This window comes from Allobosea sp. P4_E12, from assembly GCF_056401655.1.
In genome coordinates, this window is sequence record NZ_JBFUIY010000045.1 from 1 (window position 1) to 15587 (window position 15587).

At 64.1% G+C, this 15587-nt stretch carries 20 protein-coding genes; 6 read left to right on the forward strand and 14 right to left on the reverse strand.

What is annotated here, in order from left to right:
* Window positions 1-449: 449 nt before the first annotated feature.
* A complete protein-coding gene (locus AC1DW9_RS32285; RefSeq protein WP_476777022.1) occupies window positions 450-1226 on the reverse strand; it encodes an FkbM family methyltransferase in 777 nt (258 codons plus the stop codon).
* A gap of 161 nt (window positions 1227-1387) precedes the next feature.
* The gene (locus tag AC1DW9_RS32290; protein ID WP_476777023.1) at window positions 1388-1555 is read right to left on the reverse strand and encodes a hypothetical protein; all 168 of its coding nucleotides are present in this window, start codon (window positions 1553-1555) and stop codon (window positions 1388-1390) included.
* A 70-nt stretch (window positions 1556-1625) separates the two neighbouring features.
* Between AC1DW9_RS32290 and AC1DW9_RS32295 the strand changes: the two genes are divergently transcribed.
* On the forward strand, window positions 1626-1892 hold the full coding sequence (locus tag AC1DW9_RS32295) for a hypothetical protein (RefSeq protein ID WP_476855305.1): 267 nt from the start codon (window positions 1626-1628) through the stop codon (window positions 1890-1892).
* 7 nt (window positions 1893-1899) lie between these two features.
* On the opposite strand, the gene AC1DW9_RS32300 is transcribed toward AC1DW9_RS32295, so the two are convergent.
* From AC1DW9_RS32300 to AC1DW9_RS32315, 4 genes are read right to left on the reverse strand one after another with little or no spacing between them, the layout of a single operon-like run.
* The gene (locus AC1DW9_RS32300; RefSeq protein WP_476777024.1) at window positions 1900-2172 is read right to left on the reverse strand and encodes a hypothetical protein; all 273 of its coding nucleotides are present in this window, start codon (window positions 2170-2172) and stop codon (window positions 1900-1902) included.
* Window positions 2169-3230, reverse strand: coding sequence for a hypothetical protein (locus AC1DW9_RS32305; RefSeq protein WP_476777025.1), 1062 nt, complete (start codon window positions 3228-3230; stop codon window positions 2169-2171). The genes AC1DW9_RS32300 and AC1DW9_RS32305 overlap by 4 nt, the downstream gene beginning before the upstream one ends.
* A complete protein-coding gene (locus AC1DW9_RS32310; protein WP_476777026.1) occupies window positions 3230-3574 on the reverse strand; it encodes a hypothetical protein in 345 nt (114 codons plus the stop codon). Before AC1DW9_RS32310 ends, AC1DW9_RS32305 begins: the two co-directional genes overlap by 1 nt.
* A gap of 10 nt (window positions 3575-3584) precedes the next feature.
* Window positions 3585-4553 carry a hypothetical protein gene (locus AC1DW9_RS32315; protein ID WP_476777027.1) on the reverse strand — a complete coding sequence of 323 codons (969 nt, stop codon included), beginning with the start codon at window positions 4551-4553 and terminating at the stop codon, window positions 3585-3587.
* Between the two features lie 118 nt (window positions 4554-4671).
* Here AC1DW9_RS32315 and AC1DW9_RS32320 point away from each other — a divergent pair, with 118 nt between their 5' ends.
* A complete protein-coding gene (locus AC1DW9_RS32320) occupies window positions 4672-5094 on the forward strand; it encodes a hypothetical protein (protein WP_476777028.1) in 423 nt (140 codons plus the stop codon).
* A gap of 32 nt (window positions 5095-5126) precedes the next feature.
* Here AC1DW9_RS32320 and AC1DW9_RS32325 read toward each other — a convergent pair whose 3' ends face one another.
* Window positions 5127-5525 carry a hypothetical protein gene (locus tag AC1DW9_RS32325; RefSeq protein ID WP_476777029.1) on the reverse strand — a complete coding sequence of 133 codons (399 nt, stop codon included), beginning with the start codon at window positions 5523-5525 and terminating at the stop codon, window positions 5127-5129.
* A gap of 934 nt (window positions 5526-6459) precedes the next feature.
* On the opposite strand from AC1DW9_RS32325, the gene AC1DW9_RS32330 reads away from it, so the two are divergent.
* The 4 genes from AC1DW9_RS32330 to AC1DW9_RS32345 all read left to right on the forward strand — a co-directional run bounded on the left by AC1DW9_RS32330 (window position 6460) and on the right by AC1DW9_RS32345 (window position 7927).
* Window positions 6460-6732, forward strand: coding sequence for a hypothetical protein (locus AC1DW9_RS32330; protein ID WP_476777030.1), 273 nt, complete (start codon window positions 6460-6462; stop codon window positions 6730-6732).
* 28 nt (window positions 6733-6760) lie between these two features.
* Window positions 6761-6955 carry a hypothetical protein gene (locus tag AC1DW9_RS32335; RefSeq protein WP_476777031.1) on the forward strand — a complete coding sequence of 65 codons (195 nt, stop codon included), beginning with the start codon at window positions 6761-6763 and terminating at the stop codon, window positions 6953-6955.
* Between the two features lie 156 nt (window positions 6956-7111).
* Entirely contained in the window at window positions 7112-7396 is a 285-nt protein-coding gene (locus AC1DW9_RS32340) for a hypothetical protein (RefSeq protein WP_476777032.1), read from the forward strand.
* Between the two features lie 219 nt (window positions 7397-7615).
* Window positions 7616-7927 (forward strand): hypothetical protein, encoded by a 312-nt coding sequence (locus AC1DW9_RS32345; protein WP_476777033.1) that lies wholly within the window; start codon window positions 7616-7618, stop codon window positions 7925-7927.
* Here the strand turns inward: AC1DW9_RS32345 and AC1DW9_RS32350 are convergent.
* From AC1DW9_RS32350 to AC1DW9_RS32380, 7 genes are all read right to left on the reverse strand, one after another.
* Window positions 7881-9692 carry a hypothetical protein gene (locus AC1DW9_RS32350; protein WP_476777034.1) on the reverse strand — a complete coding sequence of 604 codons (1812 nt, stop codon included), beginning with the start codon at window positions 9690-9692 and terminating at the stop codon, window positions 7881-7883. The genes AC1DW9_RS32345 and AC1DW9_RS32350 overlap by 47 nt on opposite strands.
* A complete protein-coding gene (locus AC1DW9_RS32355; RefSeq protein ID WP_476777035.1) occupies window positions 9673-11196 on the reverse strand; it encodes a cell wall hydrolase in 1524 nt (507 codons plus the stop codon). The genes AC1DW9_RS32350 and AC1DW9_RS32355 overlap by 20 nt, the downstream gene beginning before the upstream one ends.
* Window positions 11197-11465: 269 nt before the next feature.
* On the reverse strand, window positions 11466-12158 hold the full coding sequence (locus AC1DW9_RS32360) for a hypothetical protein (protein WP_476777036.1): 693 nt from the start codon (window positions 12156-12158) through the stop codon (window positions 11466-11468).
* A gap of 12 nt (window positions 12159-12170) precedes the next feature.
* Entirely contained in the window at window positions 12171-12446 is a 276-nt protein-coding gene (locus AC1DW9_RS32365) for a hypothetical protein (RefSeq protein ID WP_476777037.1), read from the reverse strand.
* Window positions 12446-13861, reverse strand: a complete 1416-nt coding sequence (locus AC1DW9_RS32370; protein WP_476777038.1) for a hypothetical protein — start codon at window positions 13859-13861, stop codon at window positions 12446-12448. Before AC1DW9_RS32370 ends, AC1DW9_RS32365 begins: the two co-directional genes overlap by 1 nt.
* Window positions 13861-14253 (reverse strand): hypothetical protein, encoded by a 393-nt coding sequence (locus AC1DW9_RS32375; protein ID WP_476777039.1) that lies wholly within the window; start codon window positions 14251-14253, stop codon window positions 13861-13863. The genes AC1DW9_RS32370 and AC1DW9_RS32375 overlap by 1 nt, the downstream gene beginning before the upstream one ends.
* Before the next feature lie 71 nt (window positions 14254-14324).
* A complete protein-coding gene (locus AC1DW9_RS32380; RefSeq protein ID WP_476777040.1) occupies window positions 14325-15584 on the reverse strand; it encodes a P22 phage major capsid protein family protein in 1260 nt (419 codons plus the stop codon).
* Window positions 15585-15587: the final 3 nt, after the last annotated feature.

Here is a 15587-nt window from a genome sequence, read left to right on the forward strand (position 1 = left end):
CCCTCAGGCTCAAGTCTATGGTCAAGCCTAGACACAAAACGACCCTCCAAATCAGGATCGTCAGAGTGGGCGCTCAACGCGCTGCGAAGAAGGTGCGGTCGGAACAGCGCTTACCGACGAGCGACTGATGCAGCTGATTGAACTGGCGTGCGCGAATGCGGGTAAGCCGGCTGGATGGCCTGCGAGGGGTTGCAGCACTCGCCGTCGTGTTCTCGCACCTCGCAGCCGGGTTCAGGCCTGGACTGTGTTTCGGCGCTTGATGCGCTTGGTGCGACACATGTCATCATTCAGAGGTCGGAAGCCTCTGAAGCCAATCCGAATGTCCTCAACAAGGCTTCAGCAGAGCTAGGTCATCGACTGGCAATGAGAAGCGACTTTCGCAAGCTCGATAACAGCCCAGGAAATTAGGCGATGTTCTTTCAAGCGCGTTTCGCGACAGGAACGGCAAACTAGACCCGGGCGACGATGTTTCGGCTCATTCCACGGGGCATACGCTCGACAATCTGCTTCAGGCTCTTTCCTATCGGTCGCCCAGACTCCGTGTAATAACTGTATCCGAGATTATCGAAAAATGACGTGTAGCGGTCTATGTCACCGCCGCGCTCAATGAGCTCGAACGGCATCAATTCCATAATGAAGATAGGTCTGTGACGCTCAAGGAAACCATTGCTACCGTCAAGAACCTGCATCTCGAAACCATCGACATCGAGCTTCACGACGTCCACTCTCTCAATTCCGTGCGTCTGTGCCACCGAACTTAGAGTGCTGCTAACAGCATCCTTGCTAGTCATAAGTTGGCCGAGGTGCTGTTCATGTAGGCTCGTGGTTTCGTCAGCGACCAGGGGCCAGCTCGAGTAGATTTCGGTTGGCCGATCATCGGAGTCGTTCGCCGTCACAAACTGGTTAAGCGCAACGATTCTGCCGGCAAGATCAGGGTTGAGTTCTATATTAGCCGTGAGCTTGCGGAACGCATAACTCGTCGGCTCGAAAGCGAACACTTTTCCAGAGGGGCCAGCAGCCTTGGCCAATGTGAGCGTATGCGCGCCTACATTTGCGCCAATATCCAAAACTGTATCGCCTTCCTTGACAATCCCGGTGATCGCTTGGCGTGTCCTGGGCTCAAAGCTTCTCAGAAGATATATCGAAAAGTCGATCCCTTCTTTAAGGTTGAGCTGATAGCGAATTCCATGCCGTTCGCAAACAAAATCGTCGCTCTTGCCAAGCATAGACCGCATTCCACTTACGGCCCGATAAGCATTACGAGCAAGGAATATCTTATGGGCCGTTTTCATGCTTAGCGCCACCAATGCTACGCGAGTTCGAGGCCGTCAGCGAAGCCATCCTAGCGTAATCCGGTATGGACGATTCTCTCAGATTGAGTCCAGCATCAATTCGCCAGGGGGTTTTGACTCGATATTAGGGCCGCGATGTCCTGATTGGAGGCAAGGAAGGCCGCCAGCTTCTCGACCGGCGATAGTGCCGGCACGACGACCGACTCCTGCCAGCCCTCCTCCGCCATGACGGCTTCGACGGCCGCGATATGCGCCTCCCGCACGGCGGCTCCAGAGACTGTGACAGCAGCGACGCGCAACCCTATTTTCGGCGGCGCCGCAGGACACATGTCGATGCCAATTCCGCTGACGAAAGTTCTTCGCGATACCTGGGAGCTGCCCTCTTCAGCGCTTCAATATTTCCGCTCGCCCAGGCCGCGTCATGCGCAGTGGCATGAGTACAATCCCCCGCCCTTCGAAAAGATCAGGGACGCCAACGGCAAGGTCATGCGCACCTACGAGACGGAACGCCGGTATAGGAACGGGAATTGGGAATACCGAGAGATAGTCGAGACCGATGAAGAAGCGGATGAGCGCGGCGGCAGACCGCTGGTAGGCTAGACAATCACTAGACGGTCCTCAGCGCCTGCGGAGACAACTGCAGAAGCGCCCGTACATCCGGGTTCGAGTTGAGGAATGCCACCAACTTGTCGACGGGGTCTGCCTGCGGCGGCGGGGGCGGCGGCACGTAGGCAGACGGCTCGCCCCACGCGAGCATTGCGACCCACTCTTCCGGCGTATCAACCGCTGAAATCAAAACGGCTGCGGCCTCCTCTGTCATCAGAATAGCCGCGGAGTTGCCGTCATTGGCGTACGCTGCCGAAATGATCGTGTACGTCATGCTTTGATCTCCTCTATGACGAGCGTCGCGCGCTGAGCCCCGCCGAGGTAGCGCAGCAATGTCTGCCCATTGAGAGCGATACTTCCGGCGCTTGCTCCAACTCGGATCGTGAAAGTCTGGGCTGAGGTTGAACCCGGCACGAATTCGTACTCAAGGGTCACATCATAGCCGCCAGAAGCGGTTGTCCCATACGCGGCCGACGCTGCGACGGCGTTCGCCGCACCGTTCACGAACATGGCAGGGATTATAAAGGCGACCGACGCCGGGTACAGAGTCCCGCGGAATCTGGCCCGGAGCTTGTTAGCTGTTGAGGTCGGGGTGATCACAACGGACAGGATCTGCGTTCCCTCACCAACCTGCGGTATCGTGTCGTCGATTGGGATAGTGGCGGCTAGGGCCGCATTGGTCGTGTATTCGCCATAAGCCGAGTTCACGATCGAGCCCGTTGCGGCGACTCCGGATGACGAAAGCTGACCGCCCGAGAGCGTCAGGCCGGCGCCGATCGTGACAAGTCCGCCGCCGCCGGCCGTGCTCGCCCCGAAAAGGCCTGCGCTCGCGAAATTTTGCACCTTGGCGAAGGTGACGGCGTCGTTGACGATGTCGGCGGTCTGAACGCCCGTTGACGCGATGGAGCTCAACCGTGGGCTCATCGGCTGGTAGAAGAGGCTCCCATCCCCGTACGTCACTAGCGATGTCGCCCCACCGCCGCCGATCGTGCGCTTGGCGAAAGTGTTTGTGCCGGTCTGCTCAACGGCGCCTGGCGACGTATCAAGTGTCGCAAGCGAGTCGATCTTTGTTGGCCGGTTCTGGATATTGGCCCAGTCGGTCGAGCCGGTCGGAAGATCGGCAAGGAGCGTGCGGACGAACGCGCCTGTCGTCTGGTTCTGGAGCACGAGAGCATAGGCGCCCAGCGCCGGGGCCGCTTCCTCGCCAACCGGCCGGTAATCGGCCGTGAACAGGTACGTGCCGGCCGTCTTCGTGACGGCGATGGGCGCCGTTGCCTGCACCTGGGCAGGGAAACGAGGGAGGATGCGCAAGCGCATGGCGGGGCGTGGCATTAGCGAAAGCCTCCCTCGAGCACGGGCAATTCAGCGATGACGGGCTCTCCGACGAAGCCCGTGGCGCTGTCGGTGAAGCGGATATTGACGGTGTAGGAGCCGGCGCAGACGCAGCGCATCGAGGCGGCCGGGAACGCGAACTCGAAACCGGTCGGGGTCAGGGCGAGGTTGCCGTCAGCGGTTGAGCCGAACAGGCGCCGGCAGCCATTTTGATCGACCACCTCCATTTCGATCAGGTAGGTCGCGAGCGGCCATGCCATGCCGGTGTCGTCGTCGGTGACTGAGATGGCTTGCGCCCAGTCAGCGGCGTTGGGCGCGGGTTCGAAGGTGCCGAGATAATTCATCGCCCTGCCCTCACAGCTTCAAATGCCAGGTGACGAGCCCGAAGCCCGGCATGTTGTTGAAGGCCGCGCTGGAGCCGAGCGCGTTGCCTGTGAAAGTCAAAGGAGAGCTGAAGGTCACCGGGAGGCTCGACGAATACAGGCCTTGCGCCGCAGAGGTGCCAGCACCACCCGGCGTAATGGAGACCGAGCCGGCGCCCGTGACCGCCGTAATATTGTTGAGTGTCCCCGTCACGGTGCCAGTGGGGGCCACTGCCGGCAGGTTCGCTTGCGCGAGGGTATTGGTCGCCCGGCCGCCATACGAACCTGAAGTGGACGAATTCCCCTGATCGAACGTTGCGCCCGCCAGGCGGTTCGCCGCCGAGTTGCCCATCGTGTCGAGGCCGAAGGGCGCGCGGCCGCGCCAGTCAGGCAGGCCGAGCGTCTTGCCCGCGGCATAGTCGACGGCGCCGCTCACACCGCGCCCGCCAGCGACCGGGCAGACCGTGCTGTCCAGCCGGCTCCACAACCAGATGAAGAGGGCTTCCGTGTCAGCGTTCGCGCGCTCCGTCGCCCCTGACGCCGCATTGCCGATGGTCAGCGCGTTGAGCCGGACGAAGCCCGAAATCTGCCCCGGCTCGAACGACCATTTCGGGTCGCCGGTCTTGAAGCGCTCGCTGTCTGGAACCGTGCCGCCGCCACCGGAGGAGGCCGGCGCCGGGTTGGCGATGCCGTCGTCGTTCCAGAGCAGCACGCCGGCTGCAGAGCGCACCTCCTCCTTGTAGCTCCCGTATGGCAGATAGACCCGCGGCCACCTCCCATAAGCATCCGAGGGGATGAAATCGGGATAGGCCGGCAGCGGCACCGAGAGCGCATCATCGGCATAGGCGATGAGAGGCGTCGTCGTGCCCGCGAGGAAGAAGCGCAACTGCGCCCCGGCCACCGCATTGCCGTTGAGATCGAGCACCGTCTGTCGCGACAGGGGCCATGAAAAGGCTGGCATGAGGGCATGTCTCCAAAAGAAAAGGCCGCTCCGGTGAGAGCGGCCTGGGGTGGTTGGCCTGGCGTGGACTCGTGCCCACGCGTCAGGCAGGATCGGCGCGGCTTGGGGGGCTGGACTGATGGACGACAGATTCTACGCGCTGAAAGCCATGGAGATCGGCCTGACCGAGGACGGCGCCCAGGCGGAAATCACGCTCGAGATGCACGAGACCGCGCCCTCGCGCTTCTATGTGAACCCTGACAGCCTTGGCGTGCTGATCTCGAACCTGCGCTCGCTTGCGGGGGAAAGCACAAGGCGGCTTGTCGCGAGCGGCAAGGCCGAGGACTACAACCTCGCCACTCCAGCGGATGAGGCTGGCGAGGTGATCTCCACCCAGGTGGCGACGGATGACCAGGGCTTTCTGTCGCTTGCGCTCCAGACAGAGGACGGGGCGTTGGTTCGGGTTCGCCTGGCTTCCGAGGCCGCCCGATCGCTGCAATCCGCCTTGACCGAGCGTCTTCCCGAACTGGCGCCAACCGAGCCTTCCAAAAAGGTTCAGTGACCATGCTGCACTCCTGTTGTGCATGGGCAGGATCAGCCACGGTCCTGGCCAAGAAATGCCGTGGACGGACGGCGCTCGATCCGGCAGTTTGCCGCGCGATGACAGAGATCATTCCACCAAGGATTCGTGAGCATGCCCCGCACGAGACGCAGCTGGGGCCGATAACGCCTGCGCGGCGGGTGTTGTGCGGCGTGGTGGGCGGCGCCCTGCTGATCGCGGCCGTCTCCATGCTCGGCCTTGCTGCTGTAGGCGCGCCCGCTCGGGGGTTTTTCTTCCTGGGCGGGCTGTGGGGCGGCTTCGGCGGTCTCGTCCTTCTCGGGTCGGCGCTGTTTCCGCGCTTCACGCTTGCCCGGAAGCCGGTCGATCCCGGCCAGTAGGCGAGAGCGCATCATCCGCGTATCCGGGCCGGCAACGAGCGCGGCCAGCGTCATGGTGCTCCCGCCGCAAATGGCCAGGATCTCCGCCCGGCTGAACCAGGCTGTGATTTGTCAGCACGTGCCGTGGACACGTGCATGCCCCTGCGGCAGGATCGGGAAAGCTGGGGGAACGAAATGGTTGCTGACATCATCGCCGGAAGGAGCGCGCTCGTCCGCGCCATCGCGACAATGCGCTTCGTGCTGCCGAGCGCGAAACCTCACGCCATGGCCCCTTCCCGTCGATGAACCGGAGCGCGCAGCCTTCGCCCATCGGCAGGTCTTCACCCGTGAAGACGCCCTCCAGGCCGCGACCTCGGCGCAGGCGGTCCTGGGCGCGGCTTGGCTTGGCTTTGGCCATTCTCCTTGGATTTATTTCGCTGGGCGGCACCGCAGCGTTCGGCGCCATGTTGGCGCTCGGCACGCTCGACGATGTCGGGGTGGAGTGAGATGCGCACCTGGCTTCTGGCTCTACCACAGCGCAGGTCCATGCCAGGATCAACGACTAGCCGTTCGACGATCGACCCGCTGGACGGCGCTGACTGGAGTTCGGCTGGCATCCCCCGAGATCCCTGTCCGGGCGCAGAGCCTAACCTGAAACGACATGGTTCCCCCTTGTGATGCGCACCACATCCCTCGGCCCCATCATCCCCCCGGAGTCGGCGAGTTGAACTCATCTTGGCGATACCTTGACTGCTCCGGACCGGTCTCGCAGCGACCAGTCAAAGACATCCCCGGGTGCGCGACACAGGTCGTCATGCGCGTGGTTGAAACATCCGGAGACGCAACGCTTGGTGATTACAGCACGGTTCTGATGCTCGCTTTGATCAGCTTGCCATTCGCATTCTGCGCTTGGGTCGTCCTTGGGAATCTCATCTATTGGGCCAGCGGAGCAGGTCAAAAGACGCCGAAATGAGAAGCAAATGACTCTTGCAAAGCTTGGAGGCGGCTAATGACGCTGGTTGAGTGGCTGCTGCTGATCATCGCTATTCCGTGCGCCGCCTTGACTATCGCAGGGCTCGCGATCGGCTATATGGCTGTAGTCATTTGGTGGCGCGACTGGTCGTACAGGATGAAATGCAGGCTTTGGCCTGGATATGAGGAGTACGCGTCCAACAAGTTGAAGAAGGAGATCAAACGCATGATCGCAAAGGCGGAGAAGGAGTTCCGCGAATCGGAAGATGCCCCTCGTGATCCGAAGCTATCCACGAGACGGTCAAGGTGACGCTGCATATCAGTAAAGATGTTCGTCAGTGAAACTCTCCGCCCTTCGCCGTCTGATCAGCCTCGTCCTTTGCCTTGCCATGATCGGGGGCGGGATCTGGCTGTTCAGTCCGGTCATCTCGGGAACCTGGCCGCATAAATGGGTCATGCTTGCTGCGGCCGGCCTGATCGGACTGGGAACCGCCTGGCTCTGGAGCGATTATGCCGAACGGGGAGAAGGCTAGATGACACCTTTTCCAGCAGCCGCACTGTGCAATCACGCTCCGGATTTGCGATTCCGTTCGGAGCTTGGCGCTCACGGATGAGGACGTGGATTAACGCGGACACAAGGCCGGCGTGGTAGTGTTCGCCGTAGACGAAGCAGGGTCGAGGAGGACTGCGTGGTGCTGAAGCTCGACGAGCACGATATCCGCGACGGCGAGAGCAGCCGCGATTATTTGCGGCGGATCCCGCTTTGGCGGCAGGCCCTGTTGCTGTTGATTGGCGTCAGCGCGATCATCGTCCCGGTCTTCGGCCTGGCGTTCGTGTTCGTAACTGCGGAACGGATAATCGAGCAGTTGCCGCTATGGCTGAACCTCACCATCACCGCGAGCTTTCTGGTTCCTTGTGCCGTGGTTTCATTCGTGACGGAGTGGCCCGTCCGGTGGCGACCGCCAGGCCGGTAGCAAATCTCACGATACTCTCGGCAACGAGCGCGCGAATTGGAGAGGGGCGCGGTTGTCGCGGTTGGCCTGATCGGGATCGGACTCGCCTGGCTCTGGAGCGATCATGCCGAACCGGGGGAGTGCTAGATGACGCCCTTTCCTGAGCAGCTGCGCCGTGCAACGGCGATCCACCTGGCGCGAACGGATGAGGGCGTGGATTAACCCCGACAACCCGCTGACATGGCCGCGTTCGCCGTGCCGAAGCGTGAGAGACAGGAGGACTGGTTGGTGCTGAAGCTCAACGAACACGATATCCGCGGCGAGAGCAGCCACGATTATGTGCGGCGGATCCCGCTTTGGCGGCACGCGCTGTGGCTGCTGATCTGCGTCGCGACGATCATCATCATTGTCATCGGCGTGGCGTTCGTGTTCGTGACCGCGCGACAGATGTTCGAACGGCTCCCGCTCGGGCTGAACCTCCTCATCATCGCAAGTTATTTGGTTCCTATTGCCGTGGCAGCCATTGTGATGGCGCTTCGCGCCCGGCGGTAACCGCCAGACCGGTCGCAAATCTCACGATTCTCTCGGCCTTCTGACGTTCAACGCCCTCGGCAACGAGCGCACGTACAAACCGATCGCGCTCGGATCCTGTCGCTACGGAAACGCGGGCCAGTTCCAGGGCAACGCGTTCAGCCCGCCCCGCCCCCAGATCGGACGCGAGTCCTTTGGCGATGAGCTGAAGCCCCGCCTTTTTTAGGCCGTCGAGGCTCAGATCCTTTGGGAGGATGGGTCCGCGCGCCAGCTCGTCCAGTCTATTCGCGAAGCGCTTGTCAGGAGCCGCACCAAGCCCGTTGCGCACGTCCTGCATCGTCTCGGCAAAGCGCACTTCGCGTGCCATGGCGTTCGAGACATTGTCCGTCGGCTCTTTGCCAAAGATGCGCCGCGCGTTGGCGTTGTTCCACTCGACATCCGGTATCGCTTGTCTGAGGGCTGCTGGGTCCTGCGCCTGCGTTCCGACGCGGCGATCGATATCTGCCCGCGCAGCCTGCCGAGTGTCAGCTTGTCGACCAGGCGTCAGCGCATTCCACTGCTCTTCGAACGCAACGGGGTGCACGGCGTCCTCACCGGTGGCAAAAACCTTGCGGCCGCTACGCAGAGCGTCCGAGCGCGCCTGAATTTCCGCCAGTTCGGCATCGATCGCCTTGAGATCGGGGAGCTTTCCGCCGTCGGGAAGTGATGCCCGCCCCAACTCCCGCCTGCGAGCAAGCAATGCGGCGCGTGCCTCCTCGAGGCCGTTTTCGACCTGGGAGAGCACAGGAGCAGGACCAAGATTGGCATCCAGATCGGCGCGAATGCGCGGCAGCCACTCCGCAGAGCGCGTGGCGAACGCGTCGGCGACCTCGTCGCGCGCTCCCTGATACTTGGCCACACCGCCCGCGACATCCTTCCACTCGCCGGAAACATCGGCCAACATCGCGTGGTCGCCAAGCTTGCTGATCTCATCCATCTGACGTTGGACGGCGGCAGGGTCGGAGAGCTTGTCACGGATTTCACGCCGGGTTTGGCGCGAAAAATCGTCGAGCGGGGGAGCGCCCTTCGGCCCGACCATGTTGCGGATGCCGGATACAGCCTTGCCCACTCCTGTGACCAGAAGCGGGCCGCCCAGACCAAATGCACCGCCAATCACTCCACCGTCGATTGCGCCTTCCGCGCGGTCGACAAACCCGCCCTCCGCATCCCCAGCGTTGGACGCTGCGCCTTGCAGAGCGCCCGCCGTCAGCCCGAGTCCCATTGCACCGGGTAGTGTCTTGGCACCGGTCCCAAGCAGCAAGTTGCCGGCTGTGTTCCAGGCACCGGCCGCGCCGGCCGCCGGCGCAGCGGCAATGGTCCCGGCAATGCCCCCGACTACCTTCGTACCCATGGATTGCCAGGGATTGTCCTCGTCGAAAGTGCGGTCCTTGGCGCGCTCATAGGCGAGATTGTCCTCGACCCGATCATCGTAGGTCTCGGCCTGGGAACCACCGACGAAGCCGCCCCCGGCGGCATTCATCCGCGCATTCATCTCATCTCCGAACGAGCCGATGAAGGGGACGCCGCGCGCAAGGCCACGAATCTTGTCGTCGAAGAAGCCGCGCTCCTCGCGCGCCATGATGTCCTGCTCCTCCTTCGACAGCCTGGAAAACCGCTCGCCGGACTTCAGGGCCTGCCCCAGCTCCTTGTAGGAACGCGCCTTCCCGCCTCCCGACCGCTGCGGGGAACCAGGCAGTGCAGCGTTCAGCTGCGCCAGGAGATCGGGGTCAGTGATCGGCTGCGCCATGAGCGGTTTCCTCCTTGGGGTACCAATCCCCATTGCGACGAATGTAGGTCGTGCCGCCGATTGTCTTTTCGTTCGGCTGCTTGTCTTTGCGGACGTCCCCGTCCTTGGGCGCCGCGTGCCTTCGGAACAGAGCCCTTTCATCCTGGCTCTCGAAGAGCGATGTCCGGTCGATCTCGGCGATAAGCCTGCGCGCCTCGCGGGGTCGCAAGTTCCCCGCGTCCCACTGATCGGCGATCTGCGACCGCTTCAGATAAAGTTTGCTCTGCCGAGCAATGGCGGACTGGATGAACTGGCGCCCTTCCTGCGTCTTCGCCAGGCCGTGCAGCCCCTCGAGCAAGCCCTTGAACTCGATGCCCGAAGTCGAGTTGGCGCCTTCTTCACGTTCGGTAGGGACGAGCCTCTTTACCGTGGCGTCGATGTCGTCAGATGCCGCCGCCAGCTTGCCCGGCGAAAGCCCGATAGAGGCCCCATGCCGGTCAAGAAAGACGCGCCGGCTTGTTATGGCGCCGGGAGGCAGGTCGCCGACGGCCGCGGATAGAGCACGCATATGGTCGAGGCGCTGCGAGATCTTCGGGCCGGCCTCGAAGACACCGCTCAGGAACGTTGCATCGATCTTGTCGCGATCGCGATTATCGACCAGTGGTCTCCCCCGCGTTTCGTTGGCGATCGTCGCGCTTGCTGGCCCGACTTTGACGCCGCCGGGCTGCGCTGGGGCTGGAGCGACCTGGGCAGGCGGCGCGGTGAAGCGGCCGGCGGCAGGCGGTTCGTTGGCGAGGAACCTCTGCCCCCCTTGAGCGGCTTGAACAGGCGGCCCCTCGCCCCCGCCCTGCGCGATGATGGTCGCCGCGCTTGGCGCCGGTGTTCCACCGCCCGGCCCGTAGCCATGGGCGAAGAAGCGATGATTGCCGAGGTCGGTACCGGTTCCGTCATCCCAGCGCGGCGCGGGCCGACCGAGCGCCGCCTGCACCTTCGGGGCGTAGAAATGCGTCGCGCCGCCGGTTGGATCGAGCCCCTGCTCGATGACGGGCGCCACCGTGCCGGCGATCTGGTCGAAACGCCGCTGCGGGATCGCCTCCATGCGCGCGCGGGCGTCCGGATCGCCCCAGGGCTCGAACTGCCAGTTGCGCCCGTCATTCTGCTGCGTGATCTGCTCGGGCGTGAGCCCGGCCTGGTTGGCGCGGTTGCGGATGACGGCGGCGACCGCGCGTTGCCCCTCGGGGCTTTCGCGGTCCGCCTCGCCATAGACCGTCCTGACGATGGCATCCCGGTCGGCGTCGGTCGTGACCATGCCGGTTGCGCGCTCGAGGCGCGCCTCATCCTCCGGGGTCAAGGCGACGTGGGCGCCCTGCCTCAGTGCCGGCCCTCGCGCCGTTGCAGCAACACCAGCGTTTGCATCGCCGCCGAGATAGGGGTTCGCCCTGCCCGCCACGCGCTGCGGGGCTTGCCTGACTTTCCCACCGAGGCCGATCACCGTGGCCCCGTCGGAAATCGCGCCCAGCGCCATAAGGCCCCGGCCGACCCTGTCGTAATCGGGATCGCGGGAGGTGAGGTTCCCCAGCAGCTCCTGCTTCTTCGCCTCAACCTGCTGTTTCTGTGCCTCAAGCTGCTGCTTCTGCGCCTCAGCTGCTGCTTTTGGGCCGTTTCCTGCAGCTTGCGGCCGGTCTCGAGCCCGCTGGTGAACTGCTCGCCGATTTTGCCCGCGAGCGTGCCGAGCTGCCCGTAATCGGTCTGGCGCTGGCTGATCTGGAGCGGCGTGATCTGAAATGCCATGGCTCAGCCCTTCTTGGGGGAGAGGATGTTGGTGAACAGGCCGCCGGCGCCGAAGCCGCCGCCCAGCGCCGTGCCGGCGAGGCCCGCGACGCTGCCGAGCGCGCCCAGCATCATCTGCTGGTTCGCGGCCTTGGCCTGGTCGCCGGCCTTGAACGCGTCGGTGCCGAGGCCGACGATGCTCTTCGTCGTGTTGTCCATGATGGAGCCGCGATTGCCGTAATAGTCGCTCGCGGCGGCGGCCTGCTGGCCGTACACGCCGGCCTGGCCGCCAAGCCCCTGCTGGTACATGCCCAGATAAGGCTGCAGCGCCTGCCGCTCCTGATTGAGCGTGTTGCTGGCGAGCCCGCTGGCGAAGGACATCGTGTCGGTGTCGGTATTGCCCGAGTTCAGCATGCCCTGGGCGGCACGCGTGCGCTGCAGCGCCTGCAGGCCCTGATCCATGTTGAACTGGTAGCCGCCAGAACCCTCCAGAGCCTTCTGGATATCCGCACCACTGCCCAGCGTCAGGGCGTTGTAGCGGTCGAGGCCCTGCTGCCCCTGCCCCGTCATGCCGGCATAGAGATCGCCCGCCTGCCCGAGATAGCCGTTTGCGGCACCGTAGCCCTTGTCCAACTCGCCAAGGACGCGTCCCTGGCCGTCGTTGAGCATGTCGGCGCCCCACATCGCGGCGTTTCTGGCGCCCTTCGCTGAAGCCATGGCGATTTCTCCTCAGTTCAACAGAACGCTTTTCAGCGTCCCGCCATCGTTGACGTAAAGGCGCACGGTGCCGGCGCCGGTGTTCTTCCAGATGCGGATGTCGCCCGACGGGATGTCGGCTGCGCCGGGCGCGCCCGGGCTCGTCGTCAGGCTGGTCGCCACGATGCGGTCGTTCAGCGCCGAGAGCAGCGCGGCGAGGAAAATGAAATAGAGCGGGTTCAGAACCGCGGTTCCGGGCTGCAGCACGGGCGTGTCCGAGCCCGGCAGCCCCTTCGTCGCTTGCGTCATCAGCTTGATCCCGGCGTGACGGCGAGATCGCCGCCAAACAGCGAGAAGGCGACCGGGTCCGAGACCTCGACGGCGATCTGGATGCCCTTGGCGCTCGCCATGCCGAGCCGGTTGACCGAGACGACGCGGGCATATTGCCCCTGCCGGCCGATCTCGCGCCGCACGGGGCTGCCGAAGCTGACGCCGCCATCGCGGCTCCAGGCGATCGTGCAATGCGGGTTGGTGGCGATCGGGTCCGGCCCATCGGCCTCGCCGACGCCCGCCATGATGTCGAGCACCAGCCGCGAGGGAAACGCCCTGACCGGGAAGCCGCTCATCGTGGCGGAAACGACCCTGGCGACCAGCGGGTCGCCGAATTCGAGGTGGTGATCGGGGTCGATCACCCCGAATTTGCCGGTCGTCGCGTCGCCAACCACCCATTTGCCGAAGCATTTGACGGAAGCGCAGGCGCGCCAGCGGCGCGAGCCATAGCTCGCCCGCTCCACCCAGGAGCCCGTCGTCATGTCGCAGCACCAGGTCCAGTCCGGCGCGCTCAGCGCCCAGACCGCATGCCCTTCATGGGCATAGACCATGGCCCGCAGCGTCGACATGTCGTCCAGCCGCTCCAGCGCCTTCTGCACGGAGGGTGTCGAGACCGGCTCGGCGACCAGGCCGTTGATACGGTAGACGACATTGTCGTTCCCGGCGAAGACGATGGTGTTCGACCATTCGCTCTCGTGGCCGGCGACCGCGTCCGCACTGGCCAGCCCACGCGGGATGGTTTCCAGTTTCGAGAACGGGAAGCCCACCGGGTTGCCGTTGTTCTGCCAGGCCTCGATCGTCTGGGATCCGAAGGCGAACAAATAACGGCCGATCGAGATGACCCTCAGCAGGCCATCGGGCTTGCTCTCGGCGAAGGCCGTATCGAGCGTGTTGATCGCGGTGTCGTTCAGGCCCGTCGTCCGCATCCGGGCATTGCCGTAGCTGAAGCAGAAATAGCCATCGAACGACGTCACGGAATTCGGCGAGCCGATATCTGCATCGGGATAGGACGAGGCGCCGGTCGTCATGCTGATGACAAAGGCGGTCGAATCCGTCACCGCCACGATATCGGGCGTCGGCGCCTTGTTATTCCGGGCGAAATAGACCGTCTTGGAGCCCGCGAAGGCCCCGATATCGCGGATGATAAAGGCGCCGCCCGACCGGGTGAGCGTGTAGAGCCGGTCATCCAGCGCAGCCAGCACCACGCCGTTGATCTCGATCATGCCGCGGCAATGGGAATGCGCCGTCGTCTCGATGATGGCGCGGATGCCGGCGGCGCCGCTGATCTTGGTGCGGCCATCGGTGAGCGTCTCCACGGAGGCGTTGATCAGCCGGCCGCCGCTTTCGGCAAGCCGGCCTGGCGCCGAAGTACGGGGGAAAGGAACGGCGACCATCAGCCCGAGATCCGCGTGAAGGCACTGATGCGGCGCGGGCGGAACAGGCTGTCGAGACGCAAGCCCCGCGACGGGCTGCGGTTGACCCGGCCGATCAGGCGCAGCCTGTCCTCGGCCTCGTCGGCGCCGGCCTTGAGCGCCCCGTCGTTGCCGAGGCCGAAGCGCGGCGCAATCCGGCGCGCCAGCACGCAGGCGAGATGGTCGAAGATCTCGTCATCGATCTCGTCGCCGACCGGCTGGAGGATGACGTTTCGGGCCAACAGCTCGGCAAAGACCGTGTCCATGCGCGCAAGCACGGTCTGGCGGTCCTCCGCCGATGGCGGCTCATTGACGCCGGTGCGCTGGATCTCCTCCAGCACCGCCTGCACCAGCTCATCGCGGCTCTTACTCATATCCGGCCCCTCCATGGAAAAAGGGCGGCTCCGGAGAGCCGCCCCTGTGATTGTCGCGATAAGCCAGCGACTTACGCCGTGCCGTTCAGGCGCACCGCGAGGTTCGGCCGCACCGGGGTCACGCCGTAGAGCACGTCGAAACGCCAGGTGCTGATATCGTCGGTGATGCCGTAGCCGGAGACGATGCGCACCGAGATGCCATCCTCATTGATCCGCGCCTTGAAGGCCGCGCCCTCCGGCATCTCCATCGGGACGACCGCGAGATGGAAGGCGTCCTTGTGGAAGATCATCGGCTGGCGATAGCCGGTGCCGCCGGTTCCCCCGACCGTGATCGGGGCATTGTCGGCGGGCGCCGCGCTCACCGTCTTGTAGGGGCCCGACGTGATGATCGGCGGCGAGATCGTCAGCGCCGCCGGCCCGGTCGAGGCGCCGGAATCGGCATCGGCCCGGACCACGAACTGGCGCAGGAAGGGCAAGACGTCGCCATCGACCGGGTTGACCGCATAGACGCCGGCAATGGTGACGATGTCGCCCGCCTTGAGGATGCCGGTGGTGGAGTTCGTCCAGCCATCGGTGTTCAGGGTCTGGGTGTAGCTCGCCTTCGAGGCCGCGTAGGTCACGGCCTGGCCGGCACCCTGGACCAAGGGCGTACCGGTCGCGACACCGACGGTATGCGTCTTGACGTTCTGCGACATGTAGACGTCGGAACCGTCCAGCATCGGCAGCCGCGCCTTCTGCAGGGCGTTCCGCGAGACGGCGGTGTCGTAATAGTTGTTGAAGGCGCCCTTCAGGCCGGCATCATCGGCCGGGCTGAGCAGGCCGTAGCGCGCATCCATCGGCACCGCGAGCTCGTTCAGGCGCTCGGTGCCCTTGAGATAATCCGGGTAGGAGTCGATCGTCAGGCCGGGCGTGCCGACATGGTTCGGGACATGGCGATAGAGCCCGGCCAGATCGGAATCGATCCGGTTGGCGAAGGCATGCATCAGCGGCTTGATCTTCTCCTCGCCGATGCGCCTGGCGCCCTTCGGGCCCGACAGGAACAGGGTCAGCTCCTTCGAGGTGAAGGACAGGCCCTTGTTCAGCTGGGTGTCGACGACGACATCCATCGTCGCTTCCTCGGCTTCGGCGACCGAAAGCGTCGCGCCCTCGCCCGGGATGAAGTTTTCGGGGCGCTTGACGCGCACCTTGTCGCCCTTCTTCCAGCCGTCGATATCGGAGGCGAACTCGCCCTCATGGACGCGGGAGACGAGATTGCCGAGCACCAGCGCGTTCTTGAGCTGGTACTGCGCTTCCCGGACGATGATGTCCTGGACCTTCAGATCATTGGCCATTGC